Raw genomic sequence first — 26,897 nt, forward strand, 5'->3', positions numbered from 1 at the left:
GGCTCCTTGAACGTCTTATTGCGCGCGGCGACGGCGCGCCATCAGGCCGACGGCGCCCAGGCCGGCGAGCATCAGCGCATAGGTGGCGGGTTCGGGCACGGCCGGTGTGGGCACGACCGGCGCCAGGATCTCGGTGCCAGTGAAGCGGACCATGTCGTAGCGAATCGTGCCGCCTGCCGCATAGGCACTGGTGGTGCCGGCGTAGCTGCTGGTGCCCGGCGCAAAGATGCTGACCAGGCGCACCGCAAAGCTGTCGTTGTTGGCCACGCCCAGCACGGAGGAGAAGTCAAAGCTCAGTCCGTTCACAAAGCTGCCCTGCCGGGTCATGCGGTAGGTGGCCGCATCCAGCCAGCTCTCACCGTCCACGGTGTAGAGCAGCTCGGTCCAGGCGGACGCGGTGGCGCTGTTGCGCTGGTCGAAGCTGAAGACGATGTTTTCGTAGCCCGACGTGTCCACGCCGAACTGCACGCCATACACGCCGCTCTGCGTGCCTTGCGGCGCGTAGTTGGCGGTGTTCAATGCCTTGCCATTGGTGATCGGATCGGTGCTGCCGGTGGAGGACACGAACTGCGTCGTCAGCGTGGTGCTGCCGCTAAGGAAAGCAATGCTGGCGCCGTTCTGGCTGAAGTCATGTTTGGTGGTGCCCTGGTAGCCGCCATTGGCAGCGTCAAAGGCGCCATTGAAGTCCCATTCCGCGACGGTGGTGGCGACGGTGGTCTGTGCACCAGCGCTGGTGGCGATGAAGGCGGCCAAGGCCAGCCAAGCAGGTTTGAAAGTCATGTGGTTCTCCTACCCCTAATCGATTTCGCAGTGAATTCATTTGCGCAAACGTTTCCGGCCACTGATTTGCGCAAAGATGTCGAACTGCAGCGGACAGTCAATGAATGGCAAGCGCCGGTGAAGCGGCCGGAGCGTATGCGCCGTTGATGACAAGACGGTTGCGGGGAAGCCCGAACCTGGGCCTCTCCCTCCCCCGCAATTGCGGGAAGGGTTTACGCGCACACGCCCCGCAAGCCGCACGGGGACGGTGCAAACCGCCGTTCCCCTGCGCATGGCGGTGCAACGCCGACACGCCTGCACCGGTTTGGAATGCGCGGCTGATTGCATTCAGGGCCGGGCCCGTCATTTGCCTGAAGGCGTGCCTCCCTCCACCGCGCAGCACCCCGCCATGACCGACATCCGCAAAGGCCAGCAACCGGCTGAACTCACCCGTGAGCAGTTCCACGAGCGCTTCATGCGCCAGTTCACCGACCCGGCCTTTGGCACGGAATCGGAGGCCTTGGCCCGGCTGGAAGCCATTGCGTTTGATGCCATGAAGGACGGCCGCAAGGCGCCCATCACGCGGCGGGCGGGCGACGAGTTTGCCGACCCCAGTTATGAGCTGTCGGTCGATTGGCTGCTGACCCGCGACCGGTTGCGGACGGCGCAGGAGAGATGGCATGAAGCCTCCACCCCGTCGCGGGTGCTCCTGGTGTGCGGCAGTGACCGCAATGACGGCACCTGCCCCGGCGAAATCTCCAAGACCTGGCGCATGACCCAGATCGCCAAGGACCAGTTGTCCGCCCGCGATGTGGAGGTGGACGTGCTGGACCTGAGCCTGACGACGTCCGAATACGGTCGCTCCATTCATCCTTGCAAAGGCTGCGTGTCCACGGCCATGCCGCTGTGCCATTTCCCCTGCAGTTGTTATCCCAACTACGCGCTGGGCCAGTCGCATGACTGGATGAACGAGATCTATGAGCGCTGGGTGAGTGCGCATGGCGTCATCCTGCTCACGCCCACCTACTGGTATCAATCGCCCAGTGCGCTGAAGCTGATGATTGACCGTCTGGTGTGCGCCGACGGCGGTAATCCGGACCCGACGACCACCCACGGCAAGACCGTCCAGGAAGCCAAGGCGCTGGAGGAGAAGGGCTGGGACTATCCCAAGCATCTCGCCGGCCGAGCCTACGGCGTGGTGGTGCATGGGGATGTGGCCGGCATTGAATCGCAGCGCCGCAATCTGAGTGACTGGCTGGACTGGATGGGCCTGATCGAAGCGGGCAGCCAGTCGCGGCTGGACCGCTACATCGGCTACTACGAACCTTATTTCAACAGCCACGAGGCGCTGGACAAGGACGAAGCAGTGCAGCAGGAAGTCCGCCAAGTGGCCGATGCGGTGGGCGATGCCGTGGCGCTGCTGCGCCGCGGTGAGCTCAAGCGCCCGGAACGGCGGCCGGCGCCTCGCACGAAGTGACGCGGCCCGTCGCGAGCGGGCGACATCGGCGCCCGGGAACACCGCCGCTGGGAATGCCTCTTGCTGACAACCCACCATCCACCGGCCGACGGCGCATCAGCGCCCGGCCATTCGTTGACCCAAGCTTCAGGAGCCTCCAATGACCGCATCCCTGCCCCAGACCCAGGCACCGACCCACGGCTCGGCCACCGACATCGACTACGTCTACCAGCAACTGGTCAAAGGCGTGGGCCGCGAACTGGTGACGGATGCCAACGCCCAGGAACTGGCCGAGCGCGCCGACCAGGACGGCCACACCATCCTGGCCACCGAACTGCGGGAGTGGCAGGCCCCCTGCTGATCGGCGATCGGGCTCACTGGCGCGTGCCTTCGTCGAAGAAGGCCCAGCGCGCCTGAGGGGCAAGACGTGGGGCGCGGTCCGCTAAGCTTGTCACAAGCGGACCTCCGCCAACGTCTTGCTTCCCATGGACGACGCCACCCAATCCTTTCAGCGCCTGCGCCCCCGACTCCGCGGCATTGCCTACCGCATGCTGGGCACGTCGGCGGATGCCGATGAACTGGTGCAGGACGTCTGGCTGAAATGGCATGAGGCGGACCGGTCCGAGATTCAGAACGCCGAGGCCTGGCTGGTCACTGTCACCACACGCCTGTCGATCGACCGCCTGCGCACGGCGCGGCTTCAGCGGGCGCATTACGTCGGTTTCTGGCTGCCGGAGCCGCAGTTGGACTTGGAGGCGCTCGCCCCCTCCCCCACCGACGACGCCCCCGCCACCCCGGAGCAACTGCTGGAGCGGGCGGACGACCTGTCGGTCGCTTTCCTCGCCGTGCTGGAGCGCCTGGCGCCGGAGGCCCGCGCCGCCTTCCTGCTTCGCGAGGTGTTTGAGGCCGACTACGCCGAGGTGGCCCAGGCCCTGGGCAAGTCGGAGGCGGCCTGCCGACAGATCGTCTCCCGCGCCAAAACCCAGCTGAAGGACCAGCGGCCGCGCCAATCGGTGTCGCCCGAGCAGCACTACCGACTGCTCTCCGGTTTTGCGGACGCCGCCCGCCGCGGCGACTTCGCCCAGCTCCAGGCCTTGCTGGCCGAAGATGCCGAACTGATCAGCGACGGCGGCGGCATCGTGCCCAGCTTCGGCCGTGTGCTGGCCGGCGCCACCCGCATTGCGCAGCTCTACTTTGCAGTCTGGCGACGCAGCGAACGGGGCGACGCCCGGCAGCGTCTGGCGCTGGCGCGCTTCAACGGCGAGTGGGGCCTGCTGCGCTACATCGACGGCCAGCTCGAATCCGCCCAGAGCCTGGAAACGGACGGCCGGCGCATCGTGCGCATCCATACCCAGCGCAATCCGGAGAAGCTGCGCGCGATGGCGCAGGCGCTGGCGCGGGTGGGTGTCACAAACACGGACGCCAAAGCGTCTGGATGAGCAGGAGGCGCCCGCCCCGGGCCCTCCCCCTGAACCGTCTCCCAGTGGAGACGCCCCTCATCTGCCATCCGGAGTGTTCCCATGACCCAACGCCTCGACTACGCCCGCCAGGCCCCCGAGCTCTTCAAGAAGTACCTGGACTTCAGCCTCGCCCTCAAGAAGACCGGGCTGGCGCTCGCGCTGCTCGACCTCGTCACCCTGCGCGCCTCCCAGCTCAACGGCTGCGCCTTCTGCGTCGACATGCATGTCAAGGAAGCCACGATCCATGGCGAGCGCGCCCTGCGCCTGCACCATGTGGCGATCTGGCGCGAATCCCCGCTGTTTTCTCCGCGCGAGCGTGCCGCGCTGGCCTGGGTGGAGCTGTTGACCCACCTGCCTGCGCACGGCGTCCCCGAAGCGGACTTCCTGGCCGTGCGCGAGCATTTCAGCGAGGAGGAGATGGCGGCGCTGAGTTTTGCCATCGTTGCGATCAACGGCTGGAACCGCCTGTCGGTCGGTTTTGCGGTCGTGCCGGGCTCCCAGGACGCGCAGTACGGCCTGGACAAATCAGGACTGACCTGACCGCTCTCTTCGTGAATTCCGTCACCTCTTCGCGCCACCCTGAGGCGCTCATCGCCCACTTCCCTCTTTAATCGCACCGGCGCCACACGGATCTCGCAAGCCGCCATACCGGCGGTAAGCGCATTTTGTTATGGTGCAGGCGGCCTGAACGAGACAGGTCACCGGCGCCCCATCAAAACATTCCATGGCGCTGACGAAGAGGGAGTGAGCGTGGAGTCCAAGTTTCTTCGGAGCGGCCAATGGCCGCCACCGGTCTGTGATGTTGTGCCCGACGTTCTGAGTCGGGCGACGTCGACGGGTGGGCAGGCGCCTGCGATGGCGCCCGACAGTGCGCCTTCCCTCAGCCCCGAGCCCGGCGCCCAGGACCCGCTCACCGCCCTGATCCTGCTGCCGCGCTTTGCCGACCGCGACGGCCTCACGCGCGCCCTTGGCATTCCCCCTGGGGCCGACCGGTCGCAGCGCATCACCGCCGCATGGTTCCTGCGCCAATACGACGGCCAGCGCACGCCCGCCCTGGTGGAAGGTCTGCTGGCCGACCCCTGGTTGGTGCAGGGCGACAGCCCGCTGCAATGCCATGCGCGCGCCCGGGTCCAACTGGCGCTGGCGGACGCCTGGAACCTGCGCGGCGACCATGAGTCCGCCCTGCGCCTGGCGGGCGAAGCCCGCGACGGCTTCCGCACGCTGGGCCACCTCGCGGGTCAGTCCGATGCCGACTGGGTCGCCGCCAATATCGTGCACGACCTGGGCGACGCCCGCATGCGCAATCAATTCATGCGCAGTGCTGCCGCGCTGGCCGAAGCCGCCGGCGACACCGACCGCCTGGCCACTGCCGAGATGGCCCTGGCCTGCTTCGCCGCTTTTGAAGATGCCCCCGCCGCCGGCATCGCCTGGAAGGCCACGGCGCGTCGTTCGGAAGACTCGCCGTCACCCGCCCTGCGCGCCCTGGCCCAGTTCTTTCTGTTCATCACCGAATGGGGCCGCGGCGCCTGCGATGCCGCACTGGCCCATGCGCTGCTGTCCATCCAGGCGTCGGAGGAATGCGGCCAGATGCGCCGGGCGCTGCTGGACAACGCCAACGTCGCGTCCCTGCTGATGGAGCTGGGCGATCTGGAAGCCGCCGCCGCCCGGCTGTCCCACCGGCTGGACGTGGCCCGGCACTGCGCCTGGCCGCATCCGCTGGGCTGCACCCTGTCGGTGTTCTCCGAGGTGCTGGTACGCCAGGGCCGGGCCGAGGAAGCGCGCGGTATGGCCCGCGAGGCGGTGACCGTTTTGGCCCGAGTGCCGCGCACGACCCACTTCCTCCATGCACAGCTGGCCCTGGCCGATGCCGAGCTGGAGTGCGGAGACGTGGACGCCGCCGAACGCGGCTTCATGCTGGTGAATGAACAGGGCCGCCATGTGGAGCTGGTGGAAGACCGCGCCTATGCGCTGTTCGGACTCGCCCGGGTGGCCCATGCCCGCCAGGATCTCCCCCGCGCGCGGGCCCTGCTGGACAAGGCCCTGCAGCAGCCGCATCTGGATCCGGACCAGGCGCTGCGCACGCTGATCTGCCTGTCCCGCGTGTCGCAGGCGCAAGTGGACGCGGGCGCAGCGGATGTGTGCCCCGACGAACCGGTGGCCCTGCTGGAGCGGGCCCTGCGCATTGCCGACGAACAGCTGGAGGGCGCGCAGCGCCACGAGCTGCTGCTGGAGCTGGCCGACCGCCTGCAGGCCCGCCGCCGCGACCCGGACGCCATCGTGGCGCTGCGCGGCGCGCTGCAGGCCCTGGCCGCCGACAAGCGGCGCGCCACCGAACGACAGGGCATGGCGATGGAAGCGCGCCACCGCAGCGAGACCGTGCTGGCCGAGGCCCAGCATCACCGCGAATTGGCCCGCAAGGAGGCCGCCCGGGCGAGCGAGCTGCAGGCCACCAATCGCGAGCTCAGCCGCGCCGTGGCCGCGCTGGAGGCCGCGCAGCGCGAGCTGATGGAACGTCATCAGCAATTGCAGCAGGCCAATGAACGCATCCAGGAACTGAGCCTGACCGACCCGCTCACCGGCCTGCGCAACCGCCGCTTCCTCACCCAGGTGATCGACAAGGCGGTGGCCGAGACGCTGCGGGCCCATGCACGACCGGCGCAGGCGCCCGATCCGCTGGCGGACGGCCCCGGACCCGGACGCGACCTGCTGTTCTTCCTGCTGGATGTGGACCACTTCAAGCAGATCAACGACCGCCACGGCCATGCCACCGGCGACGCGGTGCTGGTGGAGGTGGCCGCCCGGCTGCGGGAAGCGACCCGCGGGGAAGACCTGCTGGTGCGCTGGGGCGGCGAAGAATTCCTGATCGTGGTGCGACATGCCCGCCGCGAGGAAACCGCCCTGGTGGCCGAGCGGCTGCTCGCCAGCCTGCGGGACGCGCCGATCCGACTGCCCACCGGCGAAGTGCTGCACTGCACCGCGTCGCTGGGCGCTGCCAGCTTCCCTGAGCTGCCGACGCTGCCACCAGGCACCAGTGATGCGCCCCCCCTCTCCGGCAGCTGGGAACGCGCCCTGGAGCGGGCCGATGCGGCGCTGTACGAAGCCAAACGGTTGGGCCGAAACCGCTGGTCGGAATAAGCGCAAGCCCCTGCCCGCCACCCGGGGGCGCCAGCCACTAGACTTCACACGGACCGTGTCCCGAGGAGTCGCCATGTCCCAACCGCCGCTGCTGCTGCCCGCGCCCACTTTCGAGGGCGTCCGCGAGGTCGTGGCCGAGCCGCTGAAATTCAAGGCGAAGCTGGCCATCGGGGAAGACGCGTACACGTCGCTGCGCATGATCAACCGCACCCGGGAAGTCTGGGATGTGCTGGGCGCGGCAGGCGCCGGTGCGGCGGTGGCCAAGTCCGGCATGGTGGCGTCGGTGCTGGGAGCGTCGGCCACGCCGCTGGGCTGGGTGGCCTTTGCGGCGCTGGCCTCCGGCGGCGCCTGCTACGGCCTCTATCGCCTGCTGGGCAATACCAAGGGGCAGCGGGTCATCGAGATTCCCAAGTATCTGAACACGCCGCTGGACACGCTGGGGCTGGCGCTCTTCGACCTGATCGCGCCGCTGTCTCTGCGACTGGCCGCGCGGGAGGGGACGGTGCAACCGGCGCAGCGCGACTTTCTCATCCGCCACCTGATCCAGGACTGGGGCCTGGGCGCGCCGTTCGTGACGCAGGCAGTGCAGGCGGTCGAGCTGGGCCTGGCAGACGCGTCGCTGGAGGCCATTGCGATCGAGGGCGCGGAATTCCTGCGGATGAATCCGGACTGCAATCACCAGGCCATCGTCGATGACCTGGCGGTCTTCCTGCGGGAGATGCTGGAAGCGGGCGGTCCCCTGACCGCCCAGGACGCCGACACCCTGGCGCGCACCGTCGAGTTGCTGCGCACCACCCCGCCCAGCGAGCTGACCAAGGCCTGGACCCAGGCCCTGGCGGCGGCGGGCGGCGCTGCGGCGCAGGTGCGCACGGCAGCGGGTGGCGCCGCGACGCAGATGCGCACGGCGGTGTCCGGCGCGGCCACCTGGACGCAGGAGCGGCTGCCCTCCCCCGACACGCTCCGGCGCGTGGGAGAAGGCGCCGCCCAGCAGACCGTTCAAGTGGCCCAGCAGACGCTGCAACGCGCGCAGCAGATGGCGCAGCAGGTCGCACAGCAGACGGCCGATGCAGCGGGCAAGGCCGCGCGCACCGCCGCAGACCTGGCGCAGGAGCGGCTACCGGATGCAGAGCAGGTGCGGCAACAGGGGGAACGGGCGCTGGAGCAGGCGTCCAAGGTGTCCAAGGCAGCAGCTGAGGCGGCTCGTCAGGCGGCGACCGAAGCGGCCCGCCTGGCGGCCGACAAAGCCGCGGCATTGCTTCAGCAACGCGGCGCCCTGACGGACCGCCTGCTGCGCAAGCGTCCTCCGTCGCAGTCCTGACCTGCAGCATCGCAACGACGTCGAGAAGGCGAGTCCAGCACGTCGAATGCGCGAGGAGACGGCCTTGTCCGTCGCGGACGCGGCATGCTGTCCTACCCGACGGCGTACGGCCGGCGCATAACGTTGTGGGATGAATGCCGCGTCACCCACCCCCCACCCGCCCTCCCAGCAGCCTGCTGCCCCACAGAGCCCCTCGTCGGCCCCGGGTGACGGCTACCGTTCGCAAACGACCATGACCGCTGCGGAGGGTGCCTCGAGCCCGCCGCGAAACACCCGGCAGGCTGCCGATGCTGCACCGGGGCGCCGCCTGACAAAGCGCCCATCGGACACTGACGACAGCGACGGCGCCCCCGCCTTCCTGCGCGGCTTCTCGGTGGTGCATGCGCTGCTGGCGCTGCTGTTCATCTGCATGGCCCTGCTGCTGCTCTTCATCGCCGCCAAGGGCACCTGGGAAGTGCTCAGCACCGACCTCAACGAGCATGCCGCCCAGCTGGTGATCGAATCCATGGGCGTGCTGGCCGCGGCCGTGGTGGCGCTTCAGATTGCGCAGACCATCACTGAAGAGGAAGTGATCCGCACCGCCCACATCAGTGCACCGACACGGGTGCGGCGTTTCCTGTCCCGCTTCATGGTGGTCATCGTGGTGGCGCTGGCCATCGAGGGCCTGGTGGCCACCTTCCGCGCCTCGCATGAAGGCGCCACGCTGCTGCTGCATGCCGCCGCCATGGTCACCGCCGTGGGCGTGTTGATGGGCGGCTGGGGCCTGTTCATCCGTCTGAACCGGTATGCGGAGGAGCTGGAGCCCGAGGCGATGGAGGATGCGAAGCAGGAGGATGAGAAGTTGAAGGAGGACTGACCCGCCGCCCTCCCCGGGTTGCCAGCCAGCACAGCAGCGACCCGGCGCACACCATGCAGGCTCCCTGCCAGAAATGCCAGGACAGCGGGGTCTGCAGCACCACCGCCGCCAGCGCTGCCGACATCACCGGAATGAACTGCGACGCCCCCGCCAGCACGGTCACGTTGCCCCGCAGGATGCCCACGTTCCAGGCGGAATAGCCAAACGCCATGGCGCAGGACGACAGCGCCAGGAAGCCCAGGGCCTTGGGGCTGGGCTGCATGGGCGGCTGCTCGCCGAGCGCGAACTTGATCCACAGGGCCACGGCCGAGGCCATGAAAAACAGCGTCACGCCGTTGCTCCCGTTGGCCCAGCGCGGCGTGACGGTGCAATAGGCGGCCCACAGCACCGCGCCCATCAGGGCCAGCCCATAACTGACCGGATTGCCGCGGACATTCGTGAGCATCTGGGCCAGGTCCAGCCCCTGGTCCCCGCCAAGCACCTGGCACACCCCCAGCACGCCCAGCGCAAAACCTGGCACGATCAGCGCATTGGACCGTTGCCCGTTGAAGAGGATGGCCGCAGTCATCGTCAGCGTCGGCCAGAGGTAGTTGCACATGCCCACCTCGATCGCCTGGCGGCCGGAACTGGCATACCCCAGCGACAGCGACAGACACAGCTCATAAGCCACGAACAGGGCCCCGCCGCCCAGCAGGTAACGCCGCGGCAGGGTCGACACCCGCGTCGGCCCCAGGGTCAGCAGCAGCACGACCGACGCGCAGGTGTAGATGAGGGCGCCGCCGCCGGTCGGCCCGAAGCTTTCGCTCACGCTGCGCATCAGCCCGACGGAAGAACTCCACAGGAGGATGGCCAAAAGGCCGATGAGGGTCGCGGGCGGTCGGCGGGGCATGCAGGCACAGGGGGTCAAAGCCGCTGCAGTGTAGAGCGGACAGCGGCTCCCCTTCCCGGGGGGAAGCGCCTCGGAAAGACTGGACTCGCCCCCGCATTTGCCGGATCATCAATCGGCTGCAATGGGCAGCAGGGGCGTCTGTGCATTCGTGACTCGACTCACACTCAGAAACCGCGTCATTGGGCTCACACTCATCGCCTTCTCCTTGCTGGGGGCGATGCTGGCCTGGCATTTGTACAGCGACGGACAGGCGCGCATCCAGGCCTCCGAGGAAAGCCACCTGGTCCGCGCCAAGCTGATCGCCGCCCGGCAGGACATCCTGGTGGAGCGCGCGGACGCGTTGCTGGACACGCTGATGGCCAGCCCAATGCCCAGTTCGCCCGAGGCTGCGGAATTCTGCAACAAGCAGTTGGCCGCCCTGTTGGCCAATGAACCCGATTACGACCAGTTCGGCGTGGCCGATGCGCAGGGCAATCGCCTCTGCTCGGCGGTGAATCCGGGCCGCCCGCTCAACTTCTCGGACCGGGTCTGGTTCCAGCGCGCGCTCACCAGCCAGGACATCAGCGTCGGCGACATCACCATCAGCCGCACCATCGGCAAGCCCACCGTCACGCTCGCGAAGGCCCGCCGCGATGCCGACGGCAAGGTCATCGCCGTCTACTACGGCGGCTTGAACATGAAGTGGCTGGAGCGGACGGTGAACGTGTCCGACCGGCTCCCCGAGGAAACCCTGTCCGTCATCGACAGTCGCGGCGTGCTGGTGGCGCGTCATCCGGACGTCGAGGGATGGACCGGCACGCCCATTCCCAGCACGGTGATGACCAAGATCCAGGGCGCGGACGCGGAAGCCTTCGAGGCGATCAACCGTGCGGGCCAGCGCCGGCTCATCGCCCACGTGCCGCTGCTGCGCACCACCAACGGCAGTCACTACCGGCTGCTGATGGCCTCGCCGATGGCCCTGATCGAGGCCCCTGCGAAGCGGGAAGCCATCGCTGCCTTTGCCGTCCTGCTCTCGGTGCTGCTGGGAACCGGCGTGGCCCTGCTGATCGGCCTGAATCACTGGCTGGTGCGGCCGCTGCAGCATCTCTCGGCCATCGTGCAGCGCCAGCGTGCCGGGGAACGCGGCGCCCGCACCGGCCTGCGCCACGGCGGGGACGAAATCGGCTTCCTGGCACAGACCATCGACGAATCGGCCGAGAAGATCGAGCAGCGCGAGGCCAGCCTGGAATCGTCCAACCGCGCGCTGCGGGTACTCTCCGCCGGCAACCGCACCCTGCTGCAGCGCCATGACGAGGCCGCACTGCTCAACCAGATGTGCAAGGCCATCATCGAGGCCGGCAACTTCCGCATCGCCTGGGTCGGGTATGCGTCCGAAGAGACCCTGGTGGAACTGATGGCCATGTATGCCAGGCAGCCGGAATTGCTGCATGCGCTCTACGCCACCTGGGACCTGGCGCGCGACGGCTCCGGGCCGGTGGCACGCGCGCTCAAGACCGGCGCCAAGCAGGTGTGGACCCGCAGCAGCACCGATCCGGCCGATGCGGTCTGGCGCACCGGCGCCCTGCGCCGCGGCTGCCTGGCGACGCTGTCGCTGCCGCTGGTGGTGGACGGTGCGGTCATCGGCGTGCTGAACATCTGCGCGGCGGAAGAAGACGTCTTTGATGCCGGCACCCTGGAGGTGCTGGAGGAAGCCTCGCACGACCTGTCCCTGGGCATCAGCGTCGCCCGTGCGGAAGTGCAGCGCCGCCACTTCGAGGAACAGCTGCGCCTGCATACCGACGATCTCGAAGCGCTGGTGTCCCGCCGCACCGCCGACCTCATCGAGGCCCGAGAAAGCGCGGAAGTGGCCAACCGGGCCAAGAGCGCCTTCCTGGCCAACATGAGCCATGAGATCCGCACGCCGATGAATGCCATCATCGGCCTGACCCACCTGCTGCGCCGCGACACCGACGAGCCGCAGCAGCAGGACCGGCTGACCAAGATCGAACGCGCCGCGCAACATCTGCTGCAGGTGATCAACGACATCCTGGACCTGTCCAAGATCGAAGCCGGCAAGATGGTGCTGGACAGCATCGAGTTCTCCCGTGACGACCTGCTCTCCAACGTGCTGGAGCTGGTGGGCGACGAGGCCGCGCGCAAGAAACTGGAACTGGTGCTGGACACCGACCACCTGCCCGAGCGCATGCGCGGCGATCCCAAGCGCCTGGCACAGGCCCTGATCAATCTGCTGGCCAATGCGGTGAAATTCACCGAGCAGGGCTGGGTGCGCCTGAAGGGCCATCTGCTGCAGGAAAAGGATGGCCGGCTGCAGCTTCGCTTCGAGGTGCGCGATTCCGGCATCGGCATTCCGCTGGAGCGACAGGGGGCCCTGTTCAGCGCCTTCGAGCAGGCCGACATTTCCACCACCCGCCGTTATGGCGGCACCGGCCTGGGCCTGGCCCTGACCCGGCGCATCGCGGAGCTGATGGACGGCACCGTCGGCCTGGACAGCCAGCCCGGCCGCGGCAGCACCTTTTGGTTCACCGCCTGGACCGACCGGGCGGATCGGGCCGACCCGCAGCAGATGCGCGGCCGTCTGGAAGGTCGCCACGTGATGCTGGTGGACGACCTGCCTGAAGCGCTGGATGCCATTGGCGACGCGCTCAAGGTGCTGGGCATGACGGTGGACGGTCACCTCTCCGGGCCCAGTGCGGTGCGACAGGCCGACGAAGACCTGGAGGCCGGCCGCCTGCCGGACCTGCTGGTGGTGGACTGGCGCATGGTGCCCTGGGACGGCCTGCTCACGCTGCGCCGGCTGCGCGAGGTCATGGGCGAGGCGCTGCCGCCCAGCATCCTGGTCACGGCCTATGACGGCGACCTCATTCGCGAGGAAGCGCTGCAGATCGGGTTTGGTGCCGTCCTGGCCAAGCCGGTGACGCCCACCGACATGCTGGACACCATTGGGCGGCTGCTGGCGGACAGCTCGGACAGCTCCGCTGCGGCGTCAAACGAAGCGGGCGAAAACCTCTCGGGCCCATCGACGTCGGACCCGCCAACGAATTCATCGATTTCCGCGAATCCAGCGAATTCATCGGATTCAACGGTCCTCTCTCAATCCTCAACACATCCAACACTTTCAGCATCTTCACCTGCGCCCGCACCAGCGGCGGTCACGGCAGCACCTGCTTCCCGTGAGCCCACGCCGACGTCCGCAAGCCATTCGGAGCGTCGCCTGAGCGGCCACCACCAATTGGAGGCTCTGCGCCAGCGACATGCCGGCCGCCGTGTACTGCTGGCCGAGGACAACCCGGTCAACCAGGAGGTGGGCCAGGAACTGCTGCTGTCGGCCGGCCTGGAGGTGGAAGTGGTGGACGATGGGGCCAGCGCAGTGGCCCGGTCCCGTGAGGTGGATTTCGATCTCATCCTGATGGACGTTCAGATGCCGGTGCTGGACGGACTGGCCGCCACCCGGGAGATCCGCGCGCTGCGCGGCCCTGGCGTGCCCATCATTGCCATGACCGCCAATGCCTTTGGCGAAGACCGCCAGGCCTGCCTGGACGCCGGCATGAATGACCACATTGCCAAGCCGGTGGATCCCGCGCGTCTGTATGAGGTGCTGATGCGCCAGCTCAATGCGGCGCGGGCCGCGGCAGACAGTGTGGACGTTGTGGACAGGGCCAGCGCCAGTGACGCAGACGGCGCGCCGTCCTCCGCGGCCCCCGGACCTGTTGCCGGCGACAGCCTGGGCGCTGTGTCCGCCCTTCCCGACCTGGACACCCGGGCGGCTTTGGAGAGCGTCGGCGGCAGCGCGGCGGTGCTGCTGCGCGTGCTGCAGCGCTTCGCCGAGACCTACGCCCGGGGCCAGCCTGACCTGGCCGACCGCTCCCCCAAGGACCGGCAATTCCGCTGGCGACAGGCCGCCCATTCGCTGCGGGGCTCCTGCGCCACCATCGGCGCGACTGAACTGGCTGCGCGATTGCAGGCCTTCGAATCGGCATTGAAGGCCGACATCGACCGCTCCGAATCGCTGCTGGCCACGGCCCTCCAGTTGAACGCGGATGTGCAGAAGTTGTCGAATGACATCTCAAATGCGCTGAAAAAGCTCTAAACGTCAGTCGGATATCGCGACAAAACCGCCAAGAGCGATCACGATACGCACACAACAGGCTGATCACAGCCACCCGGACACACGCCCTGGACACAGGCTCCATGGCGTCGTGCCCTGCAAAGGTCCGCTGATACGTTGACGGCGCCAAGCCGTCCCACACAGGGAGAACTGATATGCAGGCATTGAAGGACCGGTCCATTGCGACCCGCATGCGGCTGGGGTTTGCACTGCTCATTGTGATGAGCATGGCCGTGGCGGGATTTGGCCGGGTGGCCCTCCAGCATGTGGGGAGCCAGATGCACGAATTGACCGGCAAGCATCTGGTCATCGTGTCGCTTCTCACCAATGTGAAGGACAACGTGAATGTCACCGCCCGGGTGGCCCGCAACATTGCCTTGTTGACCGATCCGGCCGCCAAGCAGCGGGAGAAGGAACGCATCGACGCCAATCGCGCCTCCACCCAGGAACTGCTCAAGCAACTGCAGGCGCAACTGGCCGACCAGAGCGGCAGTGAACTGCTCGAACGCGTCACCCGCACGCGGGAGGCCTATGTCAAGGCCATCAATCCCGCCATCAAGCTGGGCATGGAGGGCAACAACGAAGCCGCCCGCGACCTGCTGGTCGGCGAGGTCAGCCAGACCCAGACCGCCTATTTCAGCGCCCTGGACGAGCTGATCGCCGCGCAGCGCCAGGCCATGGAGAACGCCCGCGCGGACGCGGACACCACCATCGACCGGGCCGCCTGGTCGATGATCGGCCTGCTGTCGCTGTCGGCGGTGCTGGGGGCCAGCGTGGCGGGCTGGATGGCGCGCAGCGTCACACGGCCGCTGCGCGCGGCCATGACCATCACCCAGCGCATTGCCAAGGGCGACCTGAGCACCCGGATCCAGCCCGAGTCCCGCGATGAAGTGGGGCAATTGATGGGGTCCCTGCAGCAGATGCAGGACGCGCTGCGCCATCTGGTCGGCGTGGTGCGCACCAGTAGTGACTCGGTGGCCACAGGCGCCGGTCAGATTGCCGTGGGCAACGGCGACCTGTCACAGCGCACTGAACGCCAGGCGTCCAGCCTGCAGCAGACGGCCGCTTCGATGGAGCAGCTCTCGGGCACCGTCACCCACAGCGCGGAAACCGCTCAGCAAGCCACCAGTTTCGCCACGGCCGCCAACCGCGCCGCGGAAAACGGCGCAGAAGTCATGGGCCATGTGATCCATACCATGACGAATATCAATGAGGCCAGCCAGCGAATTGGCGACATTGTGAGTGTCATTGATGGCATTGCATTCCAGACCAACATCCTGGCCTTGAATGCGGCCGTGGAGGCGGCCCGAGCCGGGGAAGCCGGCCGCGGTTTCGCCGTCGTCGCCAGTGAAGTCCGCAGTCTTGCGCAGCGCTCCGCCACCGCCGCGCGGGAAATCAAGCAGCTCATCATCAGCAATGTGGAGACGGTGGAGGCGGGGTCCCGACTGGTGGACAGCGCGGGTGCCAGCATGCAGGAGATCCGTGACCAGGTGGCCCGGGTCGTGGGCCTGATCAGCGAGCTGGGTCAGACCTCCCAGGCGCAGAGCCGCGACATCCTGCAGATCAACAGCTCGGTGGCGCAACTGGACGAATCGACGCAGCAGAACGCGGCGCTGGTGGAGCAGTCGGCCGCAGCGGCGGACAGCCTCAGCCATCAGGCGCAGTTGCTGGTGGATGCGGTGAGTGCCTTCAAGCTGGAGGCCGAGCCTGCATGACCGACCATGGCCGAGCTTGCATAAAAAACGTGCCGCATTCACCCCACAGATTGCGGAATCCGGAGACACCGACATGAGAGATCATCAAGACCCAGACTGAGCCAGACGATCGATCGACTCCTTCATGCGGATCGAGCGTCGCCCGGCACTGCGCTGCGCCGCCTTTGCAAGGTCCCACACCAGCATCCGTTCCAAACACATCAAGCCAGGGCGCCGTCGGGAGGGTTATGGCCAAACAGAAGTCGCTGTTGCTGGTGGACGATGATGCGTCCACGCTTCGAGTCCTGAGCAAGGTCCTGGCGGGCTATCCCGATCAACGCCTGGCCCTGTCCGGGGAACAGGCGCTGGCGCTGGCCCGCGCGCGGTGTCCGGACCTGATCCTGATCGACATGGAAATGCCGGGCATGTCCGGCACGCAGCTCTGTTCCGTCCTCAAGAACGACTCGTCGCTGGCCCACGTGCCGGTGCTGTTCGTCACCAGCGACGACTCCGAGGCCACCCGGCTGGAAGCGCTGCAACTGGGCGCGGCGGACTTCGTCACCAAGCCCATCGTGGCCGAGCAGTTGCAAGCCCGGGTGGGCGCCGTGCTTCGCACCGTGGCCGAGGTCGAGCGGGCCAAGGCGGAAGCCACCCAGGCCGCGCTGCACGAGCCGGAGGTGCTGCGCGCCGGGCCCTCGCGCCTGCTGGTGGTGGGCAGTGATCCGGTGGAGGTCTCCGGCCTGCATGAGACGCTGGAAGGCATCGGCGAGGTCCGCACCGCCGATGCCCGCGACCTGGTGATGATCATGGTGCTGGCCCGCACCTGGCGTCCGGACCTGGTGCTGGTGGACACCGCCCTGCAAGGCCGTGAAGAACCCGGCTTCGACCTGTGCCGCCTGTTCAAGGCGGCGCCCACGCTCAGCCACGTGCCCATCGTGTTCGTGAGCCGCCAGGCCGATGGCTTCGACGAAACCCGGGCGCTGGCCCTGGGCGCGGCGGACATCCTGGCCCGGCCCTTCTCCGGCACCGTGCTCAAGGCGCGGGTGCGCAACCTGCTGGAACTCAAGCGCCGCACCGACATCGAATTGGCCATGGCCGCCAGCGAAGGCCAGCGGCTGCAGGCGGATCGACTGGCGGCGGTGGTGGAAGGGGCGTCGGATGCCATCATCACCATCAATGCCGCCGGTGACATCGCCCTGATGAATGCCGCGGCCGGGCGCCTGCTGGCGATGGACCCGCTGCTGTCCACCGGCCGGCCCGCTGCCGACCTGTTGACCGAGCGCCTGCCCGGCCTGGACCTGACCCAGCCCACCTCGGGCCAGCGCGTCCTGCTGTCGCGCTGTGACGGCACCGAGGTCCCGGCGGAGGTGTCCATTTCCATCGTCGGCAATGGCACGCTGCGCCTCACCACCCTGATGTGCCGGGACCTGACCGACCGGGAACGCCTGGCCGCCGAGTCCAGTGCCCGCGCCGCCGCGGAGGCGGCCAACAAGACCAAGGCGCTGATGATCTCCTACGTGGCCCACGAGATCGGCAATCCGCTCAATTGCATTCTGGGCTTTGCCCAATTGATGGCCTGCGACCGGGTGGCGCCGCTCAACGCCACGCAGGCGCAGCGGGTGGCGATGATTGAGGCGGGGTGCACCCAGCTGTCCACCCTGATGAACGACCTCAGCGCCCTGGGGCATTTCGAGCTGGGCCAGCTGTCGGTGCGACGCGGCCCGGTGAATGTGCTGGAAGTGCTGGACAGCGCCCTGCGGACCACGGCGGGCCTGGCCGAGCAGATGCAGGTGACGCTGACCCAGTCGCGGGAGGTGCCGGAAGGCGTTCTGGTGCTGGCCGACGGCAACCGCCTGCGGCAATGTCTGGTCAACCTGCTGAGCAATGGGATCAAGTACAACAAGCGGGGCGGCTCGGTGACCATCGCGCTCAAGGTGCAGGATCAGTTCCTGCAGGTGTCGATCACCGACACCGGCATCGGCATGAGCCCCGAGCAGATCGCCCATTTGTACGAGCCTTTCAACCGGCTGGGCCTGCAGGACAGCCGACTGCCGGGCACCGGGCTCGGCCTGGTGGTGACCCGCCAGCTGATCGATGCCATGGGCGGCCAACTGACCGTGACCAGCAGCCCGGGCGACGGCAGCTGCTTCACCTTCACCCTCTTGCTGGCCGAGGACCTGCTGCCCCACTGACACCATGCTCAAGGTCCTCTGGCGACGATGGAATGCCCTGGCCGGCCGCGATGCGCTGACGGGGCTGCTGATCGGCATCGTGCTGTCGGTGGCGGCCGTGATCTGGCAATACCTGGAAAACCAGGACACCATCGCCACCCGCAGCCGTGCGCTGGCCCAGGAGGTCGCGGCGCAAGTCCAGGCGCGGATGCGCAGTTATGAATACGGCCTTCGCGGCGCACGAGGTGCACTGGTCACGGTCGGCGTGGACCGTGTGTCGCGGGAGGACTTTCGCCGCTACAGCCTCACCCGCGAGATCAACCGCGAGTTTCCAGGAGCGCGCGGATTCGGCTTCATCCGCCGGGTGCCCCGCGACCAGCTCGAGGCCTTCAGCTTGCGCGCCCGCCAGGACAACGCACCGGCCTTTGCGGTGCACACGCTCGGGCCCAACGAGGGCGAGGCCTTTGTCATCCAGTACATCGAGCCACAGGAGTACAACGCCGCGGCGGTGGGGCTGGACATCGCCTCGGACAACAGCCGGCGCGAGGCGGCGGTGCGCGCCATGTCGGAGGCGCGGGCCATCATCACCCGCCCGATCACGCTCGTACAGGCCCAGGGCAAGCAGCGCCAGTCCTTCCTCTTGCTGCTGCCCATCTACAGCACCCTCATGCCGCCGGACAGCGAGGTGGCGCGCCAGAGCGCCGCCGTCGGCTGGGCCTATGCCCCGCTCAGCGTGGATGACGTGCTGAACAACCTGGACAGCCGCCCGGAGTTCTATGACCTCAGCTTGCGAGACGTGGAAGCCTCTGTCGGCAGTACCCGACCGCAGCCTTTCTTCTCCACGGTCCTGGACCGCTCCGCCCGGCACGGGGTGCGCCCCACCCTGCTGATGCTGGACATCTACGGCCGACGCTGGGAAGCCGAGATCCAGCCGAGCGACAGCTTTGTCCGGTCGCTGAATCTGCGCTCACCGGCCGAAGTGGCGCTGGAAGCGACGCTGGCCGTGCTGCTGCTCACCACCATGGCCTGGCTCTACGGCCAGTCCAAGCGGCGGCAGCAGGAACTGCGTGCGGAGCAGGCGCGACGGGCGGCGATCGTGGAGGCTTCCAGCGATGCGCTGATCGGCGTGGCCCTGGATGGGCGTGTCATGTCCTGGAATGCCGCGGCCACGTCCATGTTCGGCTACAGCAGCCTGGAGGCCATCGGCCAGCCGCTGCACGGGTTGATCGTGCCGGAGGCCCTGGAGGAAGAAGCTCGCACCATCCGCGATCGTCTGGCGGTGGCGCACGCCGTGCCGACCTACGACACCGTGCGCCAAGACCGCCACGGCCGCAAGTTCGATGTCGCCATCTCGATGACGCCGCTGCGCGACGACGAGGGCACCGTGATCGGCATGCTCAAGACGGTGCGGGACATCAGCGAGACCAAGGAAGCAGAGCGACAGCTCCAGCGCCTGACGCGGGAACTGGAAGACAAGGTGAAGGAGCGCACCGCCAGCTTGCAAGCGGCGCAGCGCGACCTGCGCAACATCCTGGACGCCCTGCCTTCGATGGTCGGCTACTGGGACCGCCAGCTTCGCAACCGCTTTGCCAACCGGGCCTACCGGACCTGGTTCGGCCTGGATGAGAGCCAGATGGCGGGCCATACCTTGCAGGCGCTGCTCGGCAACGAACTCTATCTCCGCAACCGCCACCATATCGAGGCTGCCTTGCGCGGGGAACCGCAGGTGTTCGAGCGCACCATTCCGCGCCCGGACGGCCAGGGGGTCCGCCACTCGCTGACCCACTACCTGCCGGATGTGGTGAACGGCAAGGTGCTGGGGTTCTATGTGCTGGCGCATGACGTGACCGAGTTGCGACAGAGCCGTATCGCTGCCGCGGACAGCCACGCCCGTCTGGCGCTGGCCACGAGCGCGGCCGGCATCGGTGTCTGGGAATATGACCTGATCGACGGCTCGACCACGTGGGACGACCGCATGTACGCGCTCTACCACCTGGATCCGCGCAGCGGCCCGCAGAGCGATGTCTTCTGGCGAGACACGATCCATCCGGACGACCGCGCCTCGGTCGACGCGAGGCTGCAGGACTGCCTGCACGGGCGCAGCAACTTCAATATGGAGTTCCGCATTCTCTGGCCGGGTGGCGAGGTGCGCCACATTCGGGCAGTGGCCCGGGTGGAACCCGATGCGGAAGGCCATTCCCGCCGCATGATCGGTGTGAACTGGGACGTGACCGACCAGAAGCGCGCGGCCATGGAGCTGGTGGAAGCGTCGTCGCTGCTGCGCACGGTGCTGGAGTCTGCCTCCGAGGTGTCCATCATTGCCACCGACCGGGATTTCATCATCCGCGTCTTCAACTCCGGCGCCGAGAAGATGCTGGGCTACCAGGCGGCTGAGGTCATTGGCCATGCCACGCCGGGGCTCATCCACGTGCCCACCGAAATCAAGGCCCGCGCCCGCGAACTGGGCCAGGCACTCGGACGCCGGGTGGCCGGTGAGCAGTACTTCCGCGAGCCCGGTGCCCACGGCCAGACCCAGGTGTGGACCTATCGCCGCAAGGACGGCTCCACCCTGCCGGTGTCGCTGGTCATCACCGCGATGCATGACAAGCAGGGCCAGTTGCTGGGCTACCTGGGCATCGCCCATGACATCAGCGAGCAGCAGCGCCACGAGCGAGCGCTGCTGGAGGCCAAGGCCAGCGCCGAGCAGGCCAGCAAGGCCAAGAGCCAGTTCCTGGCCAACATGAGCCATGAGATCCGCACGCCGATGAATGCGGTCATCGGCCTGGGCTTTCTGCTGGAGCAGAGCCGGTTGAACGGCCAGCAGTCCGAGCTGCTGAACAAGATGGTCCGGGCCAGCCAGCATCTGCTGGGCATCATCAATGACGTGCTGGACCTGTCCAAGATCGAAGCCGGTGAGCTGAGCATCTCCCTGCAGCCCTTCGTGCCTGCGGACCTGCTGGACTATCTGGTGGATGTGATGAAGGTGCAGGCGCAGCAAAAGGGCGTGAGCCTGATGCAGCATGTGCCCAAGCCGCTGCCACCCCTGGTGATGGGCGACGCGATGCGGGTCAACCAGATTCTCACCAACCTGCTGGGCAATGCGATCAAGTTCACCGACGCCGGCCATGTGCGGCTGTCCACCGAGTTGCTGCCGGCTGCACCTGGCCAGGTGCGCCTGCGCTTCGAGGTGGAGGACACGGGGATCGGCATTGCGCCCGAGGCCGCCGAGCTGCTGTTTCAGCCCTTCGCGCAGGGCGACAGCTCCATCACCCGCCGTTTCGGTGGCACGGGCCTGGGGCTGTCGATCGTGCGGCAGTTGGCGGAGATGATGGGCGGTCAGGTGGGCCTGTCCAGCCAGCCGGGCCGGGGCAGCCGCTTCTGGGTGGAGCTGCCCTTTGCGCTGGCGGATGAGCGCCTGATCACGACGCCGGCCCTGCCCACCAGCACCGCCGCCGACGCCCTGGCCGGCGTCTCCGTGCTGGTGGTGGACGACAGCGAGATCAACCTGGAGGTGGCCAAGCGCATCCTGGAGTCCTGCGGCGCTGATGTGTCGCTGGCCACCGATGGCCGGGAGGCGGTAGACCATCTGCGGCAGCATGCCGCCCATTGCGACCTGGTGCTGATGGACATCCACATGCCGGTGATGGACGGCATGACCGCAACCCGCATCATCCGCCATGACCTCGGCCTGGTCGAATTGCCCATCGTGGCGCTGACCGCAGGCGCACTGGCCAGCCAGCGACAGGAAGCGCGGTTTGCCGGCATGAACGACTTCATCGTCAAGCCCTTCCAGCCCAATGAGGTGATCGAGTGCATCACCCGCCTGGTCAAGCGCTTGCACGGGCAGGCGAGCGCAGCCGGCGCGGAGGCCGCCACCCACCTGCAAGACGGCGGCCAGACGCGTGATCGTGCGCATGCCACGGCTGCCGTACATGCCGCACAGGCTGCCGGAAGCGCCGATGCGGAGGCCGGCGGTGCCGATGCTGCAGCCACAGCCGCAGCCGCAGCCGAGTCGGCCGACCCGATGCACGACTGGCCCGAGATCGAAGGCATCCACACCCAGGACGTGCGGCAGCGGCTGGATGGAGACCACACCCTGTTCCTGTCCCTGCTGGGCGTACTCCTGAAGGACCATCCGGCGCTGCCGATGCCCGGCACCGGCGGCGAGGACATGCCCACCATGGCGGCCCGCCTGCACAAGCTGCGGGGCAGTGCCGGCAACGTGGGGGCGGCGGCCGTGGCGGCAACGGCCACGCTGGCGGAAATGGCCTGCCGCCATGGCGACCTTCAGACCGCCACCGGCCATGTGGTGCGGCTGAATGAGCAACTGGCCGCACTGGCGGCCGCGGCAGCGCCATGGCTGGGCCGAAAGGACTTCGGCGCAGCGGCATCCGGCGACCACCCGCCGGAGCTGGCCGCCCTGATGCAGTTGCTGCAGGACCAGCAGGCCGAGGCCCTGGGCGCGTTTGACGCCCTGTCCTCCCGCCTGAGGGACCGGCTCGGTGACGCGCGCTTCGAACAGGTCCGGACGCTGGTGGATCAGTTGCGGCTGGCCGAGGCCGGTGCGCTGCTGGGCGAATGGTTGCAGGCCCCGCCCACGACGGTGGACATGGACGGCGCTGTCCCGTGACGAAGTGGCGCTGACGGCGGTGATGGGCCTTGCGCCCCGTGAATGAAGCGCACCCGCGCGTGGCGGTCAGTCCTAAACTGGACGCCACGAGCACACCGGAGATGCTGTCATGCATGCGGATGCTTCACCGCCCGTGGTTCTGTTTGTTGATGACGAGCCGTCCATCCTGAGCGCCTTGCGCCGGCTGGTCCGGCCGGTCGGTTATCGGGCCCTTCTGGCCTCCAGTGGTGCGGAGGGCCTGGCGCTCCTGGCCAGCGAGCCGGTGGATGTGGTGGTGTCGGACATGCGCATGCCGGAGATGGACGGCGCAGCCTTCCTGGAGAAGGTGCATGCCGGCCATCCGGACGTGGGCCGCATCCTGCTGACCGGCTACGCCGACATCCAGACCACGGTGGCGGCTGTGAACCTCGGCCAGATCCAGCGCTACATCGCCAAGCCCTGGGACGACCGCGAGCTGCTCGCCGCCATCGAGGATTCCATCGCACGCCGCCGGCTGGCCCTTCAGAACCGCGACTTGTTGGCGCTGACGGCGCAGCAAAATGCCGAGCTGGCCGCCCTGAACCAGGACCTCTCCCAGCGGGTGAAGGCGCGCACGCAGGAGCTGGAGCAGGTCAACGCCATGCTGGAGCGGTCCTTCACCCAGGTGAAAGAAAACTTCCTGCTGTCGGTGCAGGTGTTCTCCGGCCTCATGGAACTGCGCGAAGGCGGCATGGTCGGTTATTCCCGTCAGGTGGCCGACCTGGCCCGCCGCACCGCGCGGCACCTGGGACTGTCCCAGCGCGAGCAGGACGATCTGCACCTGGCCGGCCTGCTGCACGAGATCGGCAAGATCGGCCTGCCCGATGCCTTGCTGCGCAAGCCAGTGTCGCTGATGACCGCCGACGAAATGGCCCGCTACCGCCGCCACACGCTCAACGGCGAGGCCGCCCTGCTGCCACTGGCGGAGCTGCAGCATGTGGCCCGGCTGGTGAGAAGCCAGCATGAGCGGCTGGACGGGCACGGGTTTCCGGACGGGCTGGCCGGTGACGCCGTACCGCTGGACGTGCAGGTGCTTAGCGCGGTGAGCGACTACTGCTCCGCCCTGAGCGGGCGCCTGGCCGAGAAACGCTATGCCCCGCCAATGGCCGTGCAGCTGATCCGCGGCGGCGCCGGCACCCGCTACCTGCATGACGTGGTGGAGGCCTTGCAGAAGGCGCTGGCCGAAGCGCCGGCCTACAACGTCAATGAACGCGAGCTCGGGGCTCACGAGATCCAGCCCGGCATGCGGCTGTCCCGGGACCTGCTGACGCCCAAGGGCACGCTGCTGCTGGCGGCCGGCCATGTGTTTGACGCCCGCATGGTCCGCCAGATCAGGGAGTTCGCCAACCGCGAGGGCGTGAAACTCACGTTCTCCATCCAGATCGACGAGAAGTCCGGCCCCAAGGGCACTTCCGACGATCCGGCCACAGCCGCGCCTCAGGTGGCGTGAGCGGGAGCCCTGCATGCAAGAACGCATCCTGATCGTGGACGATGAGCCCGGCATCCTCCACGCGCTGAACCGCCTGATCCGTCAAGGACTGACCACGCCCGGCGGCGAGCGTTATGCCGTCGATGAATGCAGCAACGGCGCCGAAGCGCTGGAGCAGGCGCGGCGCCATGTGTATGCGCTGGCGATCTCCGACTACCGCATGCCGGTGATGAACGGGGTGGAGTTCCTCACCGGACTGCGAGCGCTGCAACCGGACTGCCAGCGGATGATCGTCTCCGGCTATGCCGACATGGATGCACTGGTACGCGGCCTCAACGATGCCGGCATCGTGCGTTTCATCGGCAAGCCCTGGGTGGACCTGGACCTGCTGTGTTCGGTGCGGCAGGTGCTGCAGATGCGGGACGTGATGCTGGAGAACCAGCGCCTGGCGGACCTGGTGCGGGTGCAGCAGGGGCGGCTGACCGCCCAGGAGGCCGAACTCAAACGGCTGGAGCTGCTGGAGCCGGGCCTGACGCAGGTGCAGTGGGACGACGACGGGTCGTTCATCCTGGAAGATCCCGGTGAAGTGCGCCTATGAACACGCTCATGCCGACGGCCGCCAGCGTGTGGCCTCCTGTCCTGCCCGATGCACTGCATGGCGCCTGGGAAGCGGTCATGGCGCCGGTGCTGGTGCATGACGAGACGCGCATCGTCTATGCCAACGGCGCGGCCCTGCGACTGCTGGGCTACGACGACGTGAGCCTGGCGGCCATGCCGATCGACGGATGGGCGACCTCGGACGATCAGCAGCCGCTGCGGGACTATGCCCACGGCGCGCTGGTGCAGGTGGACCGGCAGCCGCCCGCCTTCGAGGTGGAAGCCCTGACCGCCAGCGGCGCGGTTCGGGTGCTGGAACTGACGGCCCGTGCCTTCCTGCTGGAGGGTCGAGCCTTCAACGTGCTGACCATGCAGGACCTGAGCGACATCCGCTATGTGCAAACCAGCTTGCTCACCGTCGGCCGCGTGCTGCACCAGATCATCGAGAACAGTCCGGTGGCCAGCTTCGTGCTGGATGCCGAGCATCGGGTGACCCACTGGAATGCGGCCTGCGCCAAGCTCACCGGCCGGGACAGCATGGACATGCTGGGCGGAGACGAGGCATGGACGGCCTTCTACCCCGAGCGCCGCCCGCTGCTGTCGGACATGATCATCCACGGCGCGACGCCGCAGGACTACGACAAGGCCTACGACGGCGCCTGCCGCCGCTCGGCCATCGTCGACAACGCGTATGAGGTGGAAGCCTTCTTCCCGGACATGGGCGACGGTGGCCGCTGGCTGTTCTTCACCGCCGCCCCGCTGATGGACGCGCAGGGCACGGTGGTGGGCGCCATCGAGACCTTGCAGGACGTGACCCAGCGGCGGCGCTCGGACGAAGAGCTGCGCCGCCACCGGGATCAGCTGGAAGAGCTGGTGGCCGAACGCACCGCCGAGCTGCTGCTGACCCACCATGAGCTCGAAGCGTTTCTGGAGAATGCGTCGGTGGGCATCATCACCACGCAAGGCAGCCGCATCCTGCGCGGCAACCGCAAGTTCGCCGACATGTTTGAGCTGGAGGATGAACCGGCCGCGGGCCAACGCACGCGTCGTTTCTTTCCGACGGATGAAGCCCTGCATTCGCTGGTGGAAGTGGCCACACCCGTCCTGAATCGGGGCGAGTCGCTGCGGCATGAGATGGAGCTGGTGTCGGCCAAGGGGAAGCGGCTGTGGGTGCAACTGATCGCCTATGTGGCCAACCCCCAGGCGGCCGACACACAGACCTGGTGGCTGCTTCAGGACCGCACCGAAGAACGCCGGGTGCAAATGGCGCTGGAGGAAAACTTCGAGCGCATCAAGTCCACCAACACCCGGCTGGAGGAAGCGCAGAACCAGCTGCTGCAGGCGGAGAAGATGGCGTCCATCGGCCAGTTGGCCGCTGGCGTGGCGCATGAAATCAACAACCCCATCGGCTTTGTCAGCTCCAACCTGCACACGCTGCGCGGTTATGTGGAGCCGGTGTTCGCGCTGCTGGACGAGTTGCGTCAGCTGCCGCCGCACAGCCTGCCCGACCCGGCCGCCCGTGACCTGCAGGCGCTGGACCAGCGCATCGATCTGGAATTCGTCAAGGAAGACCTGCCGCAACTCCTCGATGAAAGCGAGGATGGCCTGGTGCGGGTGAAGAAGATCGTGCAGGACCTGAAGGACTTCTCCCGCGTGGACCATGCGGAATGGCAGGACGCCAATCTCAATGCGGGTCTGGACTCCACGCTCAATGTCGTGATGAACGAGGTGAAGTACAAGGCGGACGTCCGGCGCGACTACGGCGACCTGCCGCCGGTGCGTTGCATTGCGGCGCAGCTCAACCAGGTCTTCATGAACCTGATCGTCAATGCCGCGCATGCCATCCCGCAGCGCGGCGAAATCCGGCTGCGCACGGCGGTCGAAGGCGAGTGGGTCCGGATCGAGGTGGAGGACACCGGCATCGGCATGTCGGAAGAGGTGCGGCGGCGTATCTTCGAGCCCTTCTTCACCACCAAGCCGGTGGGCAAGGGCACGGGGCTCGGGTTGTCGCTGTCCTATTCCATCATCCAGAAACATGCGGGGCGCATTGAAGTGGACAGCACGCCCGGTGTTGGCACGACCTTCCGGGTGTGGATTCCGGTGAAGCCGCCGGGGGATCCAGGCAGTGCAGCTGCGCCTGCCATGGCGACGGCCCCCTCGGGATCGGCTCAGGGCCCTGCCCAGGCCAGCAAAACGGGCCTTGCGGGGACGCGCGACGCGGTTCGAGCCTGAGCCCCAGGGCGCCCCAGGGCGGCCCGCCTCACCCTACTCTTGTCGCGAGCGCATTGCGGTCGATCCGTTGTCCAGGCGTTCTGTCGCCTCCGCCGCGCAATTCGTCGAATGCCGCCCCTTGGGCAAAACCTGGAGCCTTAAGAATGCC

General features: G+C 67.7%; 16 protein-coding genes. 14 read left to right on the plus strand and 2 right to left on the minus strand.

Annotated elements, in window-relative coordinates; translation table 11 throughout:
* Window positions 1–15: 15 nt before the first annotated feature.
* On the minus strand, window positions 16–780 hold the full coding sequence (locus DES44_RS25615; RefSeq protein ID WP_058934061.1) for a PEPxxWA-CTERM sorting domain-containing protein: 765 nt from the start codon (window positions 778–780) through the stop codon (window positions 16–18).
* 388 nt (window positions 781–1,168) lie between these two features.
* On the opposite strand from DES44_RS25615, the gene DES44_RS13970 reads away from it, so the two are divergent.
* The 7 genes from DES44_RS13970 to DES44_RS14000 all read left to right on the plus strand — a co-directional run bounded on the left by DES44_RS13970 (window position 1,169) and on the right by DES44_RS14000 (window position 8,984).
* Window positions 1,169–2,236: a flavodoxin family protein gene (locus DES44_RS13970; protein WP_116001615.1), complete on the plus strand. Its 1,068-nt coding sequence runs from the start codon at window positions 1,169–1,171 to the stop codon at window positions 2,234–2,236.
* 139 nt (window positions 2,237–2,375) lie between these two features.
* Window positions 2,376–2,576 carry a hypothetical protein gene (locus tag DES44_RS13975; protein WP_058934060.1) on the plus strand — a complete coding sequence of 67 codons (201 nt, stop codon included), beginning with the start codon at window positions 2,376–2,378 and terminating at the stop codon, window positions 2,574–2,576.
* A 124-nt stretch (window positions 2,577–2,700) separates the two neighbouring features.
* Complete coding sequence (locus DES44_RS13980; RefSeq protein ID WP_058934059.1) at window positions 2,701–3,654, plus strand: RNA polymerase sigma-70 factor; 954 nt, start codon at window positions 2,701–2,703, stop codon at window positions 3,652–3,654.
* 81 nt (window positions 3,655–3,735) lie between these two features.
* Window positions 3,736–4,215, plus strand: coding sequence for a carboxymuconolactone decarboxylase family protein (locus tag DES44_RS13985; RefSeq protein WP_058934058.1), 480 nt, complete (start codon window positions 3,736–3,738; stop codon window positions 4,213–4,215).
* Window positions 4,216–4,530: 315 nt separating this feature from the next.
* A complete protein-coding gene (locus tag DES44_RS13990; RefSeq protein WP_058934057.1) occupies window positions 4,531–6,810 on the plus strand; it encodes a GGDEF domain-containing protein in 2,280 nt (759 codons plus the stop codon).
* A gap of 73 nt (window positions 6,811–6,883) precedes the next feature.
* On the plus strand, window positions 6,884–8,128 hold the full coding sequence (locus DES44_RS13995) for a hypothetical protein (protein ID WP_058934056.1): 1,245 nt from the start codon (window positions 6,884–6,886) through the stop codon (window positions 8,126–8,128).
* A gap of 409 nt (window positions 8,129–8,537) precedes the next feature.
* On the plus strand, window positions 8,538–8,984 hold the full coding sequence (locus DES44_RS14000; RefSeq protein ID WP_058937231.1) for a hypothetical protein: 447 nt from the start codon (window positions 8,538–8,540) through the stop codon (window positions 8,982–8,984).
* On the opposite strand, the gene yddG is transcribed toward DES44_RS14000, so the two are convergent.
* The gene (yddG, locus tag DES44_RS14005) at window positions 8,896–9,873 is read right to left on the minus strand and encodes an aromatic amino acid DMT transporter YddG (RefSeq protein WP_083525377.1); all 978 of its coding nucleotides are present in this window, start codon (window positions 9,871–9,873) and stop codon (window positions 8,896–8,898) included. The two genes, DES44_RS14000 and yddG, sit on opposite strands and share 89 nt — an antisense overlap.
* 148 nt (window positions 9,874–10,021) lie before the next feature.
* Here yddG and DES44_RS14010 point away from each other — a divergent pair, with 148 nt between their 5' ends.
* From DES44_RS14010 to DES44_RS14040, 7 genes are all read left to right on the plus strand, one after another.
* The gene (locus tag DES44_RS14010) at window positions 10,022–13,960 is read left to right on the plus strand and encodes a response regulator (protein WP_170156678.1); all 3,939 of its coding nucleotides are present in this window, start codon (window positions 10,022–10,024) and stop codon (window positions 13,958–13,960) included.
* 173 nt (window positions 13,961–14,133) lie between these two features.
* On the plus strand, window positions 14,134–15,693 hold the full coding sequence (locus DES44_RS14015) for a methyl-accepting chemotaxis protein (RefSeq protein WP_083525375.1): 1,560 nt from the start codon (window positions 14,134–14,136) through the stop codon (window positions 15,691–15,693).
* A gap of 227 nt (window positions 15,694–15,920) precedes the next feature.
* Entirely contained in the window at window positions 15,921–17,864 is a 1,944-nt protein-coding gene (locus DES44_RS14020) for a hybrid sensor histidine kinase/response regulator (RefSeq protein WP_058934054.1), read from the plus strand.
* A gap of 4 nt (window positions 17,865–17,868) precedes the next feature.
* Window positions 17,869–22,473, plus strand: coding sequence for a PAS domain S-box protein (locus DES44_RS14025; protein ID WP_058934053.1), 4,605 nt, complete (start codon window positions 17,869–17,871; stop codon window positions 22,471–22,473).
* 133 nt (window positions 22,474–22,606) lie between these two features.
* Window positions 22,607–23,941, plus strand: a complete 1,335-nt coding sequence (gene nosR, locus DES44_RS14030) for a response regulator c-di-GMP phosphodiesterase, NosR family (RefSeq protein WP_198164912.1) — start codon at window positions 22,607–22,609, stop codon at window positions 23,939–23,941.
* Window positions 23,942–23,954: 13 nt separating this feature from the next.
* A complete protein-coding gene (locus DES44_RS14035) occupies window positions 23,955–24,518 on the plus strand; it encodes a response regulator (RefSeq protein ID WP_058934051.1) in 564 nt (187 codons plus the stop codon).
* Entirely contained in the window at window positions 24,515–26,749 is a 2,235-nt protein-coding gene (locus tag DES44_RS14040; protein ID WP_083525374.1) for an ATP-binding protein, read from the plus strand. Before DES44_RS14035 ends, DES44_RS14040 begins: the two co-directional genes overlap by 4 nt.
* Window positions 26,750–26,897 lie beyond the last annotated feature (148 nt).

The sequence above is a fragment of the Roseateles depolymerans genome (assembly GCF_003387155.1).
GTDB lineage: Bacteria > Pseudomonadota > Gammaproteobacteria > Burkholderiales > Burkholderiaceae_C > Roseateles > Roseateles depolymerans.

What these genes read in the sequence shown, in the direction of transcription:
- DES44_RS25615 (WP_058934061.1), bottom strand. Translation starts at nt 780, where the DNA reads ATGACTTTCAAACCTGCTTGGCTGGCCTTGGCCGCCTTCATCGCCACC.
- DES44_RS13970 (WP_116001615.1), top strand. Translation starts at nt 1,169, where the DNA reads ATGACCGACATCCGCAAAGGCCAGCAACCGGCTGAACTCACCCGTGAG.
- DES44_RS13975 (WP_058934060.1), top strand. Translation starts at nt 2,376, where the DNA reads ATGACCGCATCCCTGCCCCAGACCCAGGCACCGACCCACGGCTCGGCC.
- DES44_RS13980 (WP_058934059.1), top strand. Translation starts at nt 2,701, where the DNA reads ATGGACGACGCCACCCAATCCTTTCAGCGCCTGCGCCCCCGACTCCGC.
- DES44_RS13985 (WP_058934058.1), top strand. Translation starts at nt 3,736, where the DNA reads ATGACCCAACGCCTCGACTACGCCCGCCAGGCCCCCGAGCTCTTCAAG.
- DES44_RS13990 (WP_058934057.1), top strand. Translation starts at nt 4,531, where the DNA reads ATGGCGCCCGACAGTGCGCCTTCCCTCAGCCCCGAGCCCGGCGCCCAG.
- DES44_RS13995 (WP_058934056.1), top strand. Translation starts at nt 6,884, where the DNA reads ATGTCCCAACCGCCGCTGCTGCTGCCCGCGCCCACTTTCGAGGGCGTC.
- DES44_RS14000 (WP_058937231.1), top strand. Translation starts at nt 8,538, where the DNA reads ATGGCCCTGCTGCTGCTCTTCATCGCCGCCAAGGGCACCTGGGAAGTG.
- yddG (WP_083525377.1), bottom strand. Translation starts at nt 9,873, where the DNA reads ATGCCCCGCCGACCGCCCGCGACCCTCATCGGCCTTTTGGCCATCCTC.
- DES44_RS14015 (WP_083525375.1), top strand. Translation starts at nt 14,134, where the DNA reads ATGCAGGCATTGAAGGACCGGTCCATTGCGACCCGCATGCGGCTGGGG.
- DES44_RS14020 (WP_058934054.1), top strand. Translation starts at nt 15,921, where the DNA reads ATGGCCAAACAGAAGTCGCTGTTGCTGGTGGACGATGATGCGTCCACG.
- DES44_RS14025 (WP_058934053.1), top strand. Translation starts at nt 17,869, where the DNA reads ATGCTCAAGGTCCTCTGGCGACGATGGAATGCCCTGGCCGGCCGCGAT.
- DES44_RS14035 (WP_058934051.1), top strand. Translation starts at nt 23,955, where the DNA reads ATGCAAGAACGCATCCTGATCGTGGACGATGAGCCCGGCATCCTCCAC.
- DES44_RS14040 (WP_083525374.1), top strand. Translation starts at nt 24,515, where the DNA reads ATGAACACGCTCATGCCGACGGCCGCCAGCGTGTGGCCTCCTGTCCTG.